The 15574-nt window shown below is 68.6% G+C and carries 12 protein-coding genes; 6 read left to right on the top strand and 6 right to left on the bottom strand.

Annotation, left to right across the window (positions count from 1 at the left end):
- The first annotated feature begins 155 nt into the window (after positions 1-155).
- Complete coding sequence (locus AB4Y64_RS15180) at positions 156-2378, top strand: DUF5916 domain-containing protein (protein WP_441817291.1); 2223 nt, start codon at positions 156-158, stop codon at positions 2376-2378.
- Here AB4Y64_RS15180 and AB4Y64_RS15185 read toward each other — a convergent pair.
- The 5 genes from AB4Y64_RS15185 to fusA form a co-directional block, all read right to left on the bottom strand.
- Positions 2350-2808: a putative toxin-antitoxin system toxin component, PIN family gene (locus AB4Y64_RS15185; protein ID WP_441817292.1), complete on the bottom strand. Its 459-nt coding sequence runs from the start codon at positions 2806-2808 to the stop codon at positions 2350-2352. The two genes, AB4Y64_RS15180 and AB4Y64_RS15185, sit on opposite strands and share 29 nt — an antisense overlap.
- Before the next feature lie 7 nt (positions 2809-2815).
- Entirely contained in the window at positions 2816-3523 is a 708-nt protein-coding gene (locus tag AB4Y64_RS15190) for a hypothetical protein (protein WP_441817293.1), read from the bottom strand.
- A 1-nt stretch (position 3524) separates the two neighbouring features.
- Positions 3525-4124: a DUF1439 domain-containing protein gene (locus AB4Y64_RS15195; protein ID WP_441817294.1), complete on the bottom strand. Its 600-nt coding sequence runs from the start codon at positions 4122-4124 to the stop codon at positions 3525-3527.
- 101 nt (positions 4125-4225) lie between these two features.
- Positions 4226-5527 carry a DUF2272 domain-containing protein gene (locus AB4Y64_RS15200; protein WP_441817295.1) on the bottom strand — a complete coding sequence of 434 codons (1302 nt, stop codon included), beginning with the start codon at positions 5525-5527 and terminating at the stop codon, positions 4226-4228.
- 66 nt (positions 5528-5593) lie between these two features.
- Positions 5594-7651, bottom strand: coding sequence for an elongation factor G (gene fusA / locus AB4Y64_RS15205; RefSeq protein WP_441817296.1), 2058 nt, complete (start codon positions 7649-7651; stop codon positions 5594-5596).
- A 273-nt stretch (positions 7652-7924) separates the two neighbouring features.
- Here fusA and AB4Y64_RS15210 point away from each other — a divergent pair, with 273 nt between their 5' ends.
- Both AB4Y64_RS15210 and AB4Y64_RS15215 read left to right on the top strand, forming a co-directional pair.
- Positions 7925-8362: an OsmC family protein gene (locus AB4Y64_RS15210; RefSeq protein WP_441817297.1), complete on the top strand. Its 438-nt coding sequence runs from the start codon at positions 7925-7927 to the stop codon at positions 8360-8362.
- 51 nt (positions 8363-8413) lie between these two features.
- A complete protein-coding gene (locus AB4Y64_RS15215; protein WP_441817298.1) occupies positions 8414-9085 on the top strand; it encodes an alpha/beta hydrolase in 672 nt (223 codons plus the stop codon).
- Between the two features lie 14 nt (positions 9086-9099).
- Here AB4Y64_RS15215 and AB4Y64_RS15220 read toward each other — a convergent pair whose 3' ends face one another.
- Positions 9100-9996 carry a PhzF family phenazine biosynthesis protein gene (locus tag AB4Y64_RS15220; protein ID WP_441817299.1) on the bottom strand — a complete coding sequence of 299 codons (897 nt, stop codon included), beginning with the start codon at positions 9994-9996 and terminating at the stop codon, positions 9100-9102.
- A 181-nt stretch (positions 9997-10177) separates the two neighbouring features.
- Between AB4Y64_RS15220 and AB4Y64_RS15225 the strand changes: the two genes are divergently transcribed.
- From AB4Y64_RS15225 to murD, 3 genes are read left to right on the top strand one after another with little or no spacing between them, the layout of a single operon-like run.
- Complete coding sequence (locus AB4Y64_RS15225; RefSeq protein WP_441817300.1) at positions 10178-12760, top strand: bifunctional aspartate kinase/diaminopimelate decarboxylase; 2583 nt, start codon at positions 10178-10180, stop codon at positions 12758-12760.
- Positions 12757-14163: a UDP-N-acetyl-alpha-D-muramoyl-L-alanyl-L-glutamate epimerase gene (gene murL / locus AB4Y64_RS15230; protein WP_441817301.1), complete on the top strand. Its 1407-nt coding sequence runs from the start codon at positions 12757-12759 to the stop codon at positions 14161-14163. The genes AB4Y64_RS15225 and murL overlap by 4 nt, the downstream gene beginning before the upstream one ends.
- Positions 14144-15559 (top strand): UDP-N-acetylmuramoyl-L-alanine--D-glutamate ligase, encoded by a 1416-nt coding sequence (gene murD, locus AB4Y64_RS15235; protein WP_441817302.1) that lies wholly within the window; start codon positions 14144-14146, stop codon positions 15557-15559. The genes murL and murD overlap by 20 nt, the downstream gene beginning before the upstream one ends.
- Positions 15560-15574 lie beyond the last annotated feature (15 nt).

The raw sequence follows: 15574 nt of genomic DNA on the forward strand, positions 1-15574 counted from the left end.
GGCGCGACTGCGTATAGGCTGTGCACCGCTCGGGCATCAAGGTGCCTGGCCTGCAAGCCCAGCACGGACGATCTGGTCGGATGGCCGCCTTCGATGGCGGCGGTTGCGGCGGGGAAGACCGGACTGGCTCCCCCGCCCATCGAGACTCCCCCGCAATGCGTGCACCGTTGACCCTGGCCATCCTTGCCGCCCTGTCCACTCCGGCCATGGGCGTGGAAATCGATGGCCGCATCGATCCTGCCGAATGGCAGGGAGCGCGCGAGATCAGTGATTTCCGCAAGGTGCAGCCGCTCAGCCGCGAGCCGGCGACACTGCAGACCCGGGTCTGGGTCATGGCCACGCCGGAAGGCCTGGCGGTGGCGTTCCGCAACGACCAGCCCGTGGAGACGCGCACCCGCCAGAAGGTGCAGCGCGACTTCGACGCCCAGGTCGACCGCGTCAACCTGATGATCGACTACGACGGCGACGGCCGCACCGGCTACAACTTCACCGTCTCATCCACCGACGGCATCGCCGATGCGGTGATCAGCAACGAGACCCAGTTCAACGACGACTGGGACGGCAACTGGAAGCACGCGGTCAGCGAGGACGACACCGGCTGGAACGTCGAGATGCTGATCCCGTGGTACATCGCGCCGATGCGCAATGGCAGCGATGGCATGCGCACCGTCAAGGTGTACTTCGACCGCGTGATCGGCTCCACCGGCGAACGCTCGGCTTGGCCAGCGGCCAGCTTCCAGCGCCCGCGCTTCCTGTCCGACTTCGAGCCGATGCAGATGGCGCAGTACAGCCAGTCGCTGCTGGCGATCACGCCGTACGTGTCCGGGCTGTACGACAACGTTGGCGGCGACAGCGACTTCGACGGCGGCGCCGACATCTTCTGGAAGCCCAACGGCCAGTTCCAGCTGTCGGCGACGATCAATCCCGACTTCGGCCAGGTCGAGAGCGACGACCTGGTGGTGAACTTCAGCGCGACCGAGACCTTCATCAGCGACAAGCGCCCGTTCTTCACCGAGAACCAGGGCATCTTCGAATTCACCACGCCGTCGGACTTCAGCCAGTTGCTCTACACCCGCCGTGTCGGCGGCCCGGCCGACGACGGCAACGGCGCCGGCGACATCACCGCGGCGGTCAAGCTCAACGGCAGCGTCGGTGCGACCAAGTACGGCGTGTTCGCCGCCGACGAGGCGGACGAAGTCGGCCGCACCTTCGGCGCCCTGCGCCTGGTGCGCGATTTCAGCCACCAGAACCTGGGCCTGATGCTGACCCAGGTCGATCGCCCGTTCCTCGATCGCGACGCGACGGTCCTGGGCGTGGACCACAACTGGCGTCCGAACCAGCGCGTCAGCGTGGAGACGCGCCTGATCGGCAGCCAGATCGACCAGGACGGCACGGCCACCGACGACACCGGCGCGACCATGTGGGTCAACTACGAAATGGACGGCGGCTGGCGCCAGCAATGGCTGGCGATGCATTTCGGCCAGGACCTGCAGATCAACGACTTTGGCTATCTCTCGCGCGCCAATCTCAACTACCTCAACTGGCAGGTGATGCGCCGTTTCCCCGACCAGCCGGTGGATTCGCGCTACGCGTCCAAGGACTGGCGCGGTCGCATCAGCGGCACCGACAACGACCACGGCGAGCGGCTGCAGCGCCAGCTGCGCATCAGCCGCGAGGGCAACCTGCGCGACGGCAGCTACGAGTACGCGCAGATCAACATCAACGGCGCCTACATCGACGACCTGCTGACGCGCGGCCACGGCAACCTCGAGCTGCCGACGAACTTCAACGCGTATTACGAATACGAGCGCCCGCGCAAGGGCGACTGGGCCTGGGAGCTGGAGGCCAACGTGCTCAGCGGCGGCCTGGCCGGCAACGACAGGATCGGCTATGAGCTGCGCGTGCAGCCGACGTATTTCATCAACGACGCCTTCAGCGTTTACCTGGGCGGCTACTACGAACAGACCCCGAGCTGGCTGGTGTGGCAGCACGACAACCTGATCGGCGAGTTCGACGAGAAGATGATGCAGATCAGTGCCGGCATGGACTGGAACATCGGCAACAAGCAGGAACTGCGCGTGAAGTTGCAGGCGCTCGGGCTGGATGCGCCGCTGCGCCAGGCCTACCGGGTCGATGCGGGCGGCAATGCCGTCGCCACTACCGACGCGGTCGACGACTTCAACGTCCAGAACCTGGGATTCCAGATCCGCTACCGCTACGAGCTGGCGCCGTTGTCGTACCTGTACGTGGTCTACGGCCGCGGCGGTTACCAGCAGGAGCCGGTCTCGGAAGACACCGGCGAGGCGGTGCGCGACAGCCTGGAACTGCGCGATGACGAACAGTTGCTGGTCAAGCTGAGTTATCGCTTCGAGATCTGACGTACCGCCACGCTTCCGGGACGAGGATGTCGAACAAGCCATCACGCCGGGTCCGCCGCGCCAGCACCAGCAGCGCGTCGTCGCGGCTCAGCAACCAGCGTGCGCCGCAGGCCAGTGCCAGGCGCAGGAACTTCTGGTCATCGGGGTCGGCGCAGCGCGGCACGGCGCCATGGGGCACGGTGGCCACGGGCAGCAGCATCACCCGTGCATCGAAAGCGGCGGTGGCCAGGGACCGCGCCGCCTCGTCCAGGCGCAGTTGCGGATAGGCCAGCACGCGCAGCCATTCGTCGCGGCATTCTTCGTCGGTCACCGCGACCACCTCACCGGCTTGCAGCGCAGTGCGCAACGCCATTGTTCGCGGATCGTCGAACACGAACAGGTCCAGGCAGACGTTCGTGTCGAGGACGATCCGCGGCGGGGCCGGGTTCAACGCGCGATCAGGGCGTGACTTCGCGGATGTCGGCCGATCCGATCCGCCAGGTGCGCTGTTCCGCGGTTGCGCCGTCGACGACGGCGCGACGCAGCGTGTAGGCACCGACAAACTTGCGCTGGCTGCCGTCGGCGGCGGTGGCGGTCATCGCCACGGGGACTTCGATGTAGCGCGAGCCGGCTGCGGCATCGACGGCGCCCGGTGCGAGGATTTCGACCGAGACGCCGTTGGTGTCGCGGAAGCCGTCGGCGAACTGCTGCGGCGACTGGCCACTGGCGCGACCGCCGTCGGACCACAGTGCATAGGCGCGGTCGTAGGCGCGGCTGTTGATCGCTGCGTAGTAGTCGCGGACCACGGCCATCGCGTCCTGCGCGGTCGGCTCGTCGGCCGCTGTGGTGCTGGCGCCGGCGTCAGGCGCGGCGAGGCCGGGCAACGGCAGGCCGGCGGCATCGGTCGGCGGAGGCGCCGAGGCTGCAGGGACCGGGTTGCCGTTCTCGTCGAGCACGACCTCCTCGACGGCCTGCGGCGGCGGTCCGACCTGGCCCGGGCCGGGCTTGTCGGGCATGCCGGTCACGCTGCCGTCTGCCTTGCCCGAGGGCGCGGGCAGTGCTTCGGCATCGTCGCCGCCGTGCTTGCCCTGCGGTTTGTCGCCGTTGCAGGCAGTGAGGGCGGCGGTCAGCAGCAGGCAGGTGGTGATGTGTCGGAACGCAATCATTTCACTGGTCCAGATGCACGACGACGGTGCCGCTCTCGATCGCGGTGCTGCCGATGCGACGGGAACCCAGCTTGTCGAGCAGGCTGTTGTCGAAGCGGTAGATCGGTTCCTCGCGCGAGTACTCGCCCATCCAGGAATTGAGCAGCGCCCGCGAGCTGGCGTTCATCGCGCCGCCGAGCGACGGCACGTCGACCTGTTCGATGCGCGGATCCTGCAGGTGCAGGCCACGCGTGCCCGGGTCGTAACGCAGTGCGCTGGTCAGGGCGAAATGGCCGGACGGGCGGCTGCTGTCGCTGCCCAGTGCGCCCAGGCCGAGGTCGAAATCGACACGCAACCGGCTCGATCCCTGCGGGATGGTCAGGCGCGGGTTCATCAGCGTCAGTGAGACCAGGCCGCCGAGCTTGTCGTAGTGCTTGGGGAAGTTGCGGTCGAGGGAACCCTGCAGCTGCATCGGCGTGAAGCGGACTTCATTGCCCAGCAATGCGCCCAGGCCATTGAGGGTGGAGCACGCGGCGAGCACCAGGGCGAGGGCGGCGACGGCGAGGCCGCGGGAGAACATCGGCAAGGAACGGCGCAGGGACAGCGAGGACAGCGAGGACATCCGAGGCTCCACGGTTGATGCCCGGGACGATACGCGCGCGGCATCCATCAGAAAAGCCTCGACGCCCGGTTGGAGGCCAGGGCGCCAATGGGTGCCCGCTATCAGGGCGTCTTCTTCGGTGGCTCCGCGGGGGCGCTGGCGTCGGCATCGCCGCGCTTTTTCGGCTTGGACGAACTTTCCGGCGCGGTGGCAGGCGGGCGCGCCGGTGGGCCGCGTTTCTGCAGCGGCAGCGGCGGCGGCGCCCGTGTGCTGCTGGAATAGCGGGCGTAGTCGCGATAGAGCTGCTGCACGGTGGGCGTGCCGTCCAGGTCGTGCGTGGGGCCGGCACCCTGGCGCGGCTTGAGCACGGCGAACCAGCGGTGTGCGCCGATGATGTCGCGGTCTGTGAGCGGCTGGCCCTTGCCGTCGATGGCGATCACCGACAGGGTCACGGCCTGGTTGACGTTGCCGCCGATGGCGAAGAGGCGGCGACGTTCGAGGTCGGTCTTGACCACCAGGTCGCAGTGCAGCGACAGCGCATCGCTGACGCCGCCGCGCACGTCGGCAATCGACGAGAACGTCGCGTTGCCGCGCGCCGTGCACAGCAGGTCGCCGGCCGCCGGGACGGCTTCGTTGAGGTCGTAGGCGACATATACTTGGCTGGCGTCCTGGCCATCGCGCGCGCGCACCGCGGCGCGGACGTAGTCGAAATGCGCGCCGCTGCGGCGGAACTGCTCGGTCGACAATCCGGCTTCGCACGCCAGCCAGGAGATGAATGCCGCCGACCAGGGCATCGCCCAGCCGGCGTCGCTCCAGCCGTAGTTGACGATGCTCTGCACGCGCATCGCTTCCTCGCTGCCGGTCGCCGCCCAGTAGCCGGCGATGGTGCCGCGGACGGCCGAGTCGTCCTCCATCAGGCCCAGTCGCGGGGCCTGGCGCAGCACGCGGTCGCCGATCGAGGCGTTGCGGGAGGGGGCGATGATGTCGACCACGCCGGCCGCCTGCGGCATCCGCGGGACGATCGCCTGCGGCTCCACTGCCATGTCGAGCACCGGCAGGCCGAAGTACGCCCACTCGGCCGCGGCCAGGTCGATCATGCGCGTGGTCGCGCTGCCGCCGCGGTCGGGTATCGAGGGGCAGGAGGACATGGCGATACGAAAGCCGGCCGCACGGGCCGGTGATCCGTCGCGCTTGTAAAGCGGCTCGAACGAACCCGGTCCGGTGCGCACCATCATCGGCGGCGCGTCGCTGCCGCTCGCGTACGCCACGCGCAACGCCGGATCCGGAAAGCCGGCCGGGCGGGCGAAGTTGGGAACGGAGCGGCTGTTACCCGCCTGGGCCCAGCAGGACGCGGGGACGAACAGGGGGACGAACAGGGCGGCGACCAGCACAGCGTGCAGCACAACTCCGGGCCCGTGGCGCATGTGTGCTTCCTGTGCGGGGGAAGCCACAGCTTGGGTCAGGGCATGTGAAGCCTGTATCGCAATCCCTCAGTCCTCGTCCTGCCTGGGCTTGTAGGCTTCCACCAGCTTCTGCTGGACATTGGCGGGCACCGGCTCGTAGTGGCTGAAGTCGAGCGAGTAACGTCCGCGCCCGGCGGTGACCGACTTCAGTTCGGCGGCATAGCCTTCCAGTTCCGACAGCGGCACCTGCGCCTTCACCACGATCTCATCGCCGCGCAGGCTGTCGGTGCCGCTGATGCGCGCGCGCTTGCTGGCCAGGCCGCCGCTGACATCGCCCATGTGCTGCTCGGGGGCATTGACCTCCAGTTCGACGATCGGTTCGAGGATCTGCGGCCGCGCCTTGCCGATCGCATCGAGGAAGGCCTTCTTGCCGGCGGCGACGAACGCGACCTCCTTGCTGTCGACGGGATGGTGCTTGCCGTCGTAGACGATCACCCGCACGTCCTGGATCGGATAGCCGGCGACGGCGCCGCTGCCGAGCACCTGGCGCACGCCTTTCTCCACCGCCGGCATGAACTGGCCGGGGATCGTGCCGCCCTTGACCTCGTCGACGAACTCGAAGCCCGTGCCGCGTGGCAATGGTTCGATGCGCAGGAACACCTCGCCGAACTGGCCGGCGCCACCGGTCTGTTTCTTGTGGCGATGGTGGCCTTCGGCGCGGCCGCTCACGGTTTCGCGATAGGCGATGCGCGGCGGGCGCGATTTCACCTCGACACCGTAGCGGTCCTTGAGTCGCTCCAGGTTGATGCGCAGGTGCAGGTCCGACAGGCCGTGGATGACCGTCTCGTTGGTTTCGGTTTCGTGCTCGACCACGAAGCACGGATCTTCTTCGGCGAGTTTGTGCAGGGCAGTGGCGAGCTTCTGCTCCTGGCCCTTGCTGGCCGCTTCCACCGCCAGGCCGAACATCGGCTTGGGGAAGGCGATCGGGGACAGGCGGATCTCGTCCTCGTCATGGCTGTCGTGCAGCACCGCATCGAAGTGCAGCTCGTCGACCTTGGCCACCGCCGCGATATCGCCTGGCTGCGCCTGCTCGATCTCGACATGGTCCTTGCCCTTGAGCTTGAACAGGTGCCCGACCTTGAACGGCTTTTTGCCGTCGTCGATGAACAGCTGCGTGTCCTTCTTCACCAGCCCCTGGTAGACGCGGAAGATGCCGAGCTTGCCGACGAAGGGGTCGTTGATGATCTTGAAGACATCGGCGACGACATGCGCCCTGGCATCGGGCACGGCCTGGAAGCGCTGACGGTCGGCGCCGCGCTCGAACGGCGGCGGATTGGCTTCGGCGGGATTGGGGAACCATTGCTCGGCCACGTCCAGCAGCTTCTTCACGCCGACGTCGTTTCGCGCCGAACAGAACAGCACCGGCACCAGGTGGCCTTCGCGCATGCACTGCTCGAAGGCGTCGTGCAGTTCCTCGCCGGAGAGGCCGCCTTCGCCCAGGTCGAGGTAGTGCTCCATCACCGACTCGTTGATCTCGACGATCTGGTCGATGATCTTCTGATGCCAGTCGGCGACCGGGCCCAGGTCGCTGTCGCCGGTGGTGTTGCCGAGGCAGTCGATGACTTTCTTGCCGCCGTCGGCGGGAAGGTTCAGCGGCAGGCACTCGGGGCCGAACGTGTCGCGCAGTTCGGCCAGCACCCGCTCGGCCGATGCGGCCTCGTGGTCGATCTTGTTGATCACCAGGGCGCGGCACAGGTTTCGCCCTTTGGCGTATTCCATCATCCGGCGCGTGCCGTACTCGACCCCGCTGTCGGCATCGACCACGATCACCACCGTCTCCACCGCGCCGAACGCCGACAGCGCCGGGCCGCGGAAATCCGGATAGCCGGGGGTGTCGATCAGGTTGAGGTGGATGCTCTGGCCGTTGGCCGCGACGTGGTCGATGCTGGCGATGGCCGAGTCGACCGAGTGGCCGCGCTGCTTCTCGATGGCATCGAAATCGGACACGGTGCTTCCGCGTTCGATGCTGCCTGCCGTCTGGATTGCGCCGCCGGCCTGCAGCAGGGCTTCGAACAGTGTGGTTTTGCCGGCGCCGGGGTGGCCTGCCAGGGCCACGTTGCGAATGGATTGTGTGCTGTAGGACATGAGCGGACTTCTCCCCGGGACGGATCCCTGGTGCATAGGAAGGAAGGCCGTCATGGCTGTCCGCGCTTCGCGCCGAAGCGTTGGGCGCTCGGCGGGCGGTCATGGCGGGTGCCGGCGGGGGCCGGGAGGGCAAGCCTCGCGCAAGGGGCAGGGTGGGTCAAGCCTGAGGTGCCGGACGGTTGGATCGTCGGCTTCGAAGCGCGGGTCCCCGCGATGCCGCGCTAACGTTTCTGGCGCTAGGCTGTGCGCTCTTTCACGCAGCGGAGCAGCGACATGGCCTTCAAGCGTTTCGGCGAAGCGGTCTGGCAGGGCGACCTGCAGTCGGGCAAGGGCGCGCTGAGCACGCCGCAAAGCGGCCTGTTCGCCGACCAGAACTACTCCTTCAAGACCCGCTTCGGCGATGAGAAGGGCACCAATCCCGAGGAACTGCTGGCCGTGGCGCACGCGGGCTGCTTCTCGATGGCGCTGTCGGCGGTGCTGGGCAAGTCCGGCTTCACCCCGGAGCGGATCGAGACACGCGCCGAAGCGACGATGGATCCCGGCATGGACCCGGGGCCGACCATCACCGGCGTGCAACTGATCGTCAACGCCAGGGTGCCAGGCATCAGCGCCGAGCAGTTCCAGCAGATTGCCGATGCGGCCAAGGCCGGTTGCGTCATCTCGCGCGCGCTGTCGGTGCCGGTGACGTTGTCGGCGACGTTGCAGGGCTGACGGCTGCAGGACTGACGACCCCGGATGCCGGCCCAAGGAAGGCCAGTCGCCGTGCTCGTGCACGGCGCGGGAGGTGGCGGCTGGGAGTGGAATACCTGGCGCGGCGTGCTTGAAGCACACGGGATCGCCTGCGACTGCGTGGAACTGGAAGCCTCGCCGACTGGCCTGGCCGCCACCACTTTCGACGATTACCGGGCCCGGGTGCTGTCCGCCCTGGCCGGGTTGCCGCATCCGCGCGTGCTGATCGGCGCCAGCCTGGGCGGGCTGCTGGCGGCGACCTGCGCCGGTTCCGCCGAGGCGCTGGTGCTGGTCAATCCGCTGCCGCCGGCGCCTTGGGCGTCGCAGCTTCCGCGGCGCGAATGGCCCGGGGTGGAGCCATGGCATCGCGATGCCAGGCTTGCCTCGACCCGGCGCGCGCTGCCGGACGCCGACGATGCGACGGCGTTGTTCGCCTTCCGGCGCTGGCGCGACGAGTCAGGAGCGGTATTGCGGCAGGCGCACGACGGAATCGAGGTGGCCGTGCCGGAATGTCCGGTGCTCTGCGTCGCTTCGGAACTCGATGAGGACGTGCCTGCCGGCCTGACCGTGGCGCTGGCCCAGGCTTGGGGCGCCAGCGTGTTGCATCTGCCCGGCTCGACTCACGTCGGCCCGCTGCTGGCCCGCGATTCGGCCGATGTCGCCGGGCAGGTGGTGGCCTGGCTGGCCCGGGCGGGTGGTCGGTAGGGCCTTGCCGGCGGTCAGGCCCAGTCGATCGTCCCGCGCACCACATTGCAGATCCGGCCGCCTGACCAGACTTCGCCATCGCCGTCCACCCGCAGCTCCAGCCGGGCGTCGAAACCGACCTCACGGCCTTGGCTGACGGTGTAGCGATGGCCGCCGTCGTCCTGCGACCGGCCGGGCAGGGCGCGGTTGTGGTTGAGCCAGGCCGCCAGCGTGGCGTTGGCCGCGCCCGACGCGGCATCCTCGAACCGGGCCGGCGCACCGACGAAGGCGCGCACCACCAGGTCGTAATCGCGGTCGGCTTCGGCGCGTGCGAAGGCGCACAAACCCATGGAGGCAGTGGCTTCGGCCAGCGCCGCGATGGCGTCCCAGTCCGGGCTGGCCTGGCGCAGGGCCGATTCGCTGGCCAGTTCGGCCAGCCACCAGCGGCGCCCACCGTCCATCAGGGCCGGCGGCAGTGCGCCCAGGGTGAGGCCGGACAGCGCCGCCTGCAGGCGCGGATCGCCGCCTCCGGCAATCTCGACCACCCGCGCCGTCGGCGTGCGCACCGCGATCGTGCGCGAGGGGCCGGTGCCGTCCACCGCCAGCGGCAAGGTGCCGACCACGCCTTCCTGCAGCAGCCGGCCCTGGACCGGCTCGGCCAGGCCCGCTTCCAGCACCACGTGCGCGGTGCCGACGCTGGGGTGCCCGGCAAACGGCACTTCGCGGCGAGGACTGAACATGCGGATGCGATAGCTCGCACCGGGCTGCGTGGGCGCGAACACGAAGGTGGTTTCCGGCAGCCGGGTCCAGCGGGCGATGGCCTGCATCCGGGCATCGTCGAGGCCATCGGTATCGAGCACCACGGCCAGGGGATTGCCGGCGCCAGGCCGGTCGGCGAACACATCCAGTTGCAGGTAGCGGCGAAGCGTCATTCGGCGGGGGTCCGAGGCGGTCATCCAATCAGGGCGAATCGACTAGAATTGTCGTTCTTTGTGGCCGCGCCCGGGCATCAGCCCGCAGCCGGCGCGCCATTCTAGGTTCTGTAGGGGCGTACTGCCTGTACGGTTGCAGTCGAAATCATTCCTCGAATCACTCTTCAAGAGGGCAGTTGCGGTGGCGGAAGCGAATCGCTGGGTAGTACTCAAGTTCGGCGGCACATCAGTGTCTCGCCGCAACCGTTGGGACACCATCGGACGCCTCGCCGGAAAACGCATGGCCGAAGAGGGTGTGCGCGTGCTGGTGGTGGTCTCGGCGCTGTCGGGCGTGACCAACGAGCTGCAGGCCATTGCCAATGGCGATGGCGTCGCTGCCAGGGTGTCGGCACTGGTCGAACGCCACCGCGCGTTCTGCGCCGAGCTCGACCTGGATGCCGACACCGTGCTGGGCGAGCGTCTTGCGTTGCTGCAGGCGCTGGCCACCGATGCCCGCGCCAGCGAGCGCACGCTCGACTGGCAGGCCGAAGTGCTGGCGCAGGGCGAGCTGCTCTCGTCGACGCTGGGCGCTGCTTACCTGCGCACGCAGGGGCACGACTTTGGCTGGTGCGACGCGCGGCAATGGCTCGATGCGGTGTCGCTGCCCAACGCAAGCCCGTGGGCGCAGCGCCTGTCGGTGAACTGCCGGCTCGACGGTGACGGAAGCTTCAGCAAGCGCTTCTCGGCGCAGCCCGCGCCGATGCTGATCACCCAGGGCTTCATCTCCCGTCATGGCGACGGTGGCACGGCGATCCTAGGCCGTGGCGGCTCCGATACCTCGGCGGCGTACTTCGGCGCACTGCTCAAGGCGCAGCGCGTGGAGGTCTGGACCGACGTGCCGGGCATGTTCAGCGCCAATCCGCGCGACGTGCCCGAAGCGCGCCTGCTCACCCGCCTGCACTATGCGGAAGCGCAGGAAATCGCCACCACCGGCGCCAAAGTGCTGCACCCGCGTTCGATCGCGCCGTGCCGCGACGCCGGCGTGCCGATGGCGATCCTCGACACCGAGCGCCCGGACTTGCCGGGCACGCGCATCGACGCGACCGCGGCGACGGTGCCGGGGGTCAAGGCGATCAGCCGCCGCAACGGCATCGTGCTGGTGTCGATGGAAAGCATCGGCATGTGGCAGCAGGTCGGCTTTCTTGCCGACGTGTTCGAGCGTTTCAAGCGCCATGGCCTGTCGATCGACCTGATCGGCTCGTCGGAAACCAACGTCACCGTCTCGCTCGATCCCAGCGAGAACCTGGTCACGACCAACGTGCTCGAAGCACTGAGCGCCGACCTGGCCGAAGTCTGCCGGGTCAAGGTGATCGCGCCGTGCGCGGCGATCACCCTGGTAGGTCGCGGCATGCGCTCGCTGCTGCATCGCCTTTCCGACATCTGGGCGACGTTCGGCCGCGAGCGCGTGCACCTGATCTCGCAGTCGTCCAACGACCTCAATCTGACCTTCGTCATCGACGAGGCCGATGCCGACGGCCTGCTGCCGCACCTGCACGCCGAGCTGATCCGCTCGCGGGCGATGCCGGTGCGCGATGCCAGCGTGTTCGGCCCGAGCTGGCGCGAGATCGCCCACGGCAAGCCGCAGCGTGCGCCGGCCTGGTGGCGCGGTCGTCGCGAGCAGCTGCTGGCGATCGCAGGGCAGGGCACGCCACGCTATGTCTACGACCTGGCCACCGTGCGCGAGCGTGCCCGTTCGCTGACCGCGTCGGTCGCGGTGGACCGGTGCTTCTACGCGATCAAGGCCAACCCGCACCCGGCGATCCTCAAGGCGATCGCAGGCGAGGGCTTCGGCCTGGAGTGTGTGTCGCAGGGCGAGTTCGAGCACGTGTTCGCCTCGCTGCCCGACTTGGCGCCCAACCGCGTGCTGTTCACTCCGAGCTTCGCGCCACGCCGCGAATACGAGGCGGCATTCGCGTGCGGCATCATCGTCACGCTCGACAACATCGAAGCGCTGCAGCGTTGGCCGGACGTGTTCCGCGGCCGCACGATCTGGTTGCGCATCGACCTTGGGCATGGCGAAGGTCACCACGAGAAGGTGCGCACCGGCGGCGTGGCGGCCAAGTTCGGCCTGCCGATGACGCGCTTCGATGCCTTCATCGAGGAGGCGCGCAAGCTCGATGTGCGCATCAGTGGCCTGCACGCGCACCTGGGCAGCGGCATCGAGGATCCGCGGCACTGGCGTGGCGTGTACGCGCACCTGGCCGGCCTGGCCGACAGCGTCGGCACGATCGAGACCATCGACATCGGTGGCGGCCTGCCGATCCCGTACACGCCCGAGTCGCCCGAGTTCGACCTGGCGCTGTGGCGCGCCGGGCTGGAGGAGATCAAGTCCGCGTACCCGCGCTTGGGCCTGGTGATCGAGCCCGGCCGCTACCTGGTGGCCGAGAGCGGAGCGCTGCTGCTGGCGGTCACCCAGGTGATCGAGAAGGACGGCGTGCTGCGCATCGGCTGCGATGCCGGCATGAATGCGCTGATGCGCCCGGCGATGTACGAGGCCTACCACGGCATCTTCAACCTGAGCCGCCTCGACGATGGCGAGACTGCGACGTTCGACGTCGTCGGTCCGGTCTGCGAGAGCAGCGACGTGCTCGGCCGCGGCCGCACGCTGCCCGTCGACACCGTCGAAGGCGACGTGATGCTGGTCGCCGACGCTGGCGCCTACGGCATGGCGATGGCCAACACCTACAACCTGCGGGCCCTGCCGGCAGAGGACGTAATCGAATGAGTGAGTGGAAATTCAAACGCGACGCCATCCGCGCGTTCCGGTTCGTGCGCTGCGATTTCGACGCGCAGACCGGTGTGGCGCAATTGGTATATGCCTTCGACGATGGCCCCGAGCTGATCGAGACGGTGACCATCCCCGGCGCGCCGTTCGTGCTCGAAGGCGAGCGAGCGGCCGCGGTCGAACGCACGCTGCGCCTGCTGCACCTGTTCACTGGCGTCAGCTACTACAAGGCGGCGGTGCCCGGGCAGATCCTGATCGACAGCTACGACATCGATGCCGACACCGCGGCGCTGCTGGAGCTGCTGTACGTCAACGGCCTGGGCGAGTTCGCCTACCGCAACGGTTTGAACCTGCACGGCAAGATCAAGTTCCCGGTGGGAAAGCCCTCCCCTTCAAGGGAAGGGTTGGGTGGGGATGGGTTGCCGGCTGCGGCCGGGCCGGGAGCACCCGTGCTCGGCCTCAAGCACCACGCCCTCGTCGCCATCGGCGGCGGCAAGGACTCGCTGGTCAGCATCGAGGCGCTGCGCGCGCTGGGCGTCGACCAGACCGTGACCTGGATCGGCGGCTCGCAGCTGATCCGCGCCTGCGCCGAACGCACCGGCCTGCCGACGTTCAACATCGGCCGCTCGCTGGCGCCGCAGCTGTTCGACTACAACCGCGAAGGCGCCTGGAACGGCCACATCCCGGTGACGGCGATCAATTCGATGATCATGCTGTTCGCCGCGCTGCTGCTGGGCGTCGACCAGGTGGTGTTCTCCAACGAGCGTTCGGCCAGCTACGGCAGCCTGATCGAGGGCACCGGCGAAGTGAACCACCAGTGGTCCAAGGGCTGGGCCTGCGAGTCGGCCATCGGCGACTACGTGCAGCGCCACATCGCCGCCGACCTGCATTACTACTCGCTGCTGCGCCCGCTCAGCGAGCTGGCCGTGGCCCGTCAGTTCACCCGCACCGACCGCTACGACGCGCACTTCAGCAGCTGCAACCGCAACTTCCACATCCTCGGCGAACGCCCGGCCAATCGCTGGTGCGGCGTCTGCCCGAAGTGCCATTTCGTCTTCCTCGCGCTGGCGCCGTTCATGTCCAAGCCGCGGCTGGTGGGCATCTTCGGCCGCAACCTGCTCGACGATCCGGCGCAGACCGCAGGCTACGACGCATTGCTCGAGTACCAGGACCACAAGCCGTTCGAGTGTGTCGGCGAAGGCCGCGAGTCGCGCGCTGCCATGGCGGCCCTGGCCGTCCGGCCGGAATGGCGCGAGGACGCGCTGGTCGAACGCTTCGCCACCGAGATCCGCCCGCAGCTCGGCGGCGACGATCTGCGCATCGAACCGCTTCTGGTCATCGACGACGAGCAGCGCATTCCGCCTGCGCTGTGGGAACGGCTGCGTGCGCATCTGGCAGCTTGAGGGCCGCAAGGTCGCGCTGTGGGGCTGGGGCCATGAAGGCCGCGCCGCCTATCGCGCAATCCGGTCGCGCCTGCCCGGGCAGGCGCTGACCCTGTTCTGCTCGCGCGATGAGGCCGTGGAGGTCGCAGCGCTTGCCGATTCGAACCTGGCCACCGAGACCGAAGCCAGCGCCGAGCGACTGTCGGCATTCGACGTGGTGGTGAAGTCGCCGGGGATCAGCCCCTACGGGCCCGAAGCCGGCGCCGCGGCCGCACGCGGCACGCGCTTCATTGGCGGTACCGCGTTGTGGTTCGGCGAGCATGCCGGCAGCGACGGCGTCGTCGCCCGCACGATCTGCGTGACCGGCACCAAGGGCAAGAGCACGACCACGGCCCTGCTGGCGCACCTGCTGCGCTGCGGCGGCCACGTCACCGCGCTGGCCGGCAACATCGGCATGCCGCTGCTTGAGCTCCCCGACTCGCCGCAGCCTCCCGAGTTCTTTGCGATCGAACTGTCCAGCTACCAGACCGGCGATGTCGCCGCCAGCGGCGCGCATCCGCAGGTCGCGGTGGTGCTCAATGTGTTTCCCGAACATCTCGACTGGCATGGCTCGCACGAGCGCTATGCCGCCGACAAGCTGCGCCTGTTGACCGAAGCGGCGCCCGTGATCGCGGTGCTGAACGCCAACGACACGCGCCTGCTGGCCGCAGGCGAAACCGCGCGCGATGCAGGAACGGACGTGCGCTGGTTCGGTAGCCGCACCGGCTGGCATCTGCGCGAGGACGCGCTGTACCGCGGCGACACCTGGGTCATGGACACGCGCAGCCTGCCGCTGCCGGGCCGCCATAACCGCGGCAACCTCTGCGCCGTGCTGACCGCGATCGAAGCGCTCGGCCTCGACGCCGTGGCGCTGGCCCCGCATGCGGCCGATTTCCAGCCGCTGCCGCATCGCCTGCAGACCATCGGAACGCGCGACGGCATTACCTACGTCAACGACTCGATCAGCACCACGCCGCACGCCAGCCTGGCCGCGCTCGACTGCTTCAGTGATCGTCGCGTCGCCTTGCTCGTCGGTGGCCATGACCGCGGCCTGCCGTGGGAAGAATTCGCCGAGGCGATGCGCACGCAGGCGCCGGCGGCAGTGATCACGATGGGCCAGAACGGGCCACGCATCCATGCGCTGCTGGCGGCCGTGGCCGACGGATCGGGATTCCATCTGAGCGCCGCGAACGACCTGGCCGATGCAATGGCGCAGGCGAGTGCGGTGCTCGGCCATGAAGGCGTCGTCCTGCTCTCTCCGGGTGCGCCGAGTTTTGGCCCCTACCGCGACTACGTTGCGCGCGGCCGCCATTTCGCCGAGCTGGCCGGTTTCGACCCCGACATGATCAGCGCCATCCCGGGGATCGGCATCGCCTGAGGCCGGAAGCGCCCG

Origin of the sequence: Lysobacter sp. TAF61 (genome assembly GCF_052113485.1) — a bacterium.
Classification (GTDB): Bacteria; Pseudomonadota; Gammaproteobacteria; order Xanthomonadales; family Xanthomonadaceae; genus Lysobacter_J.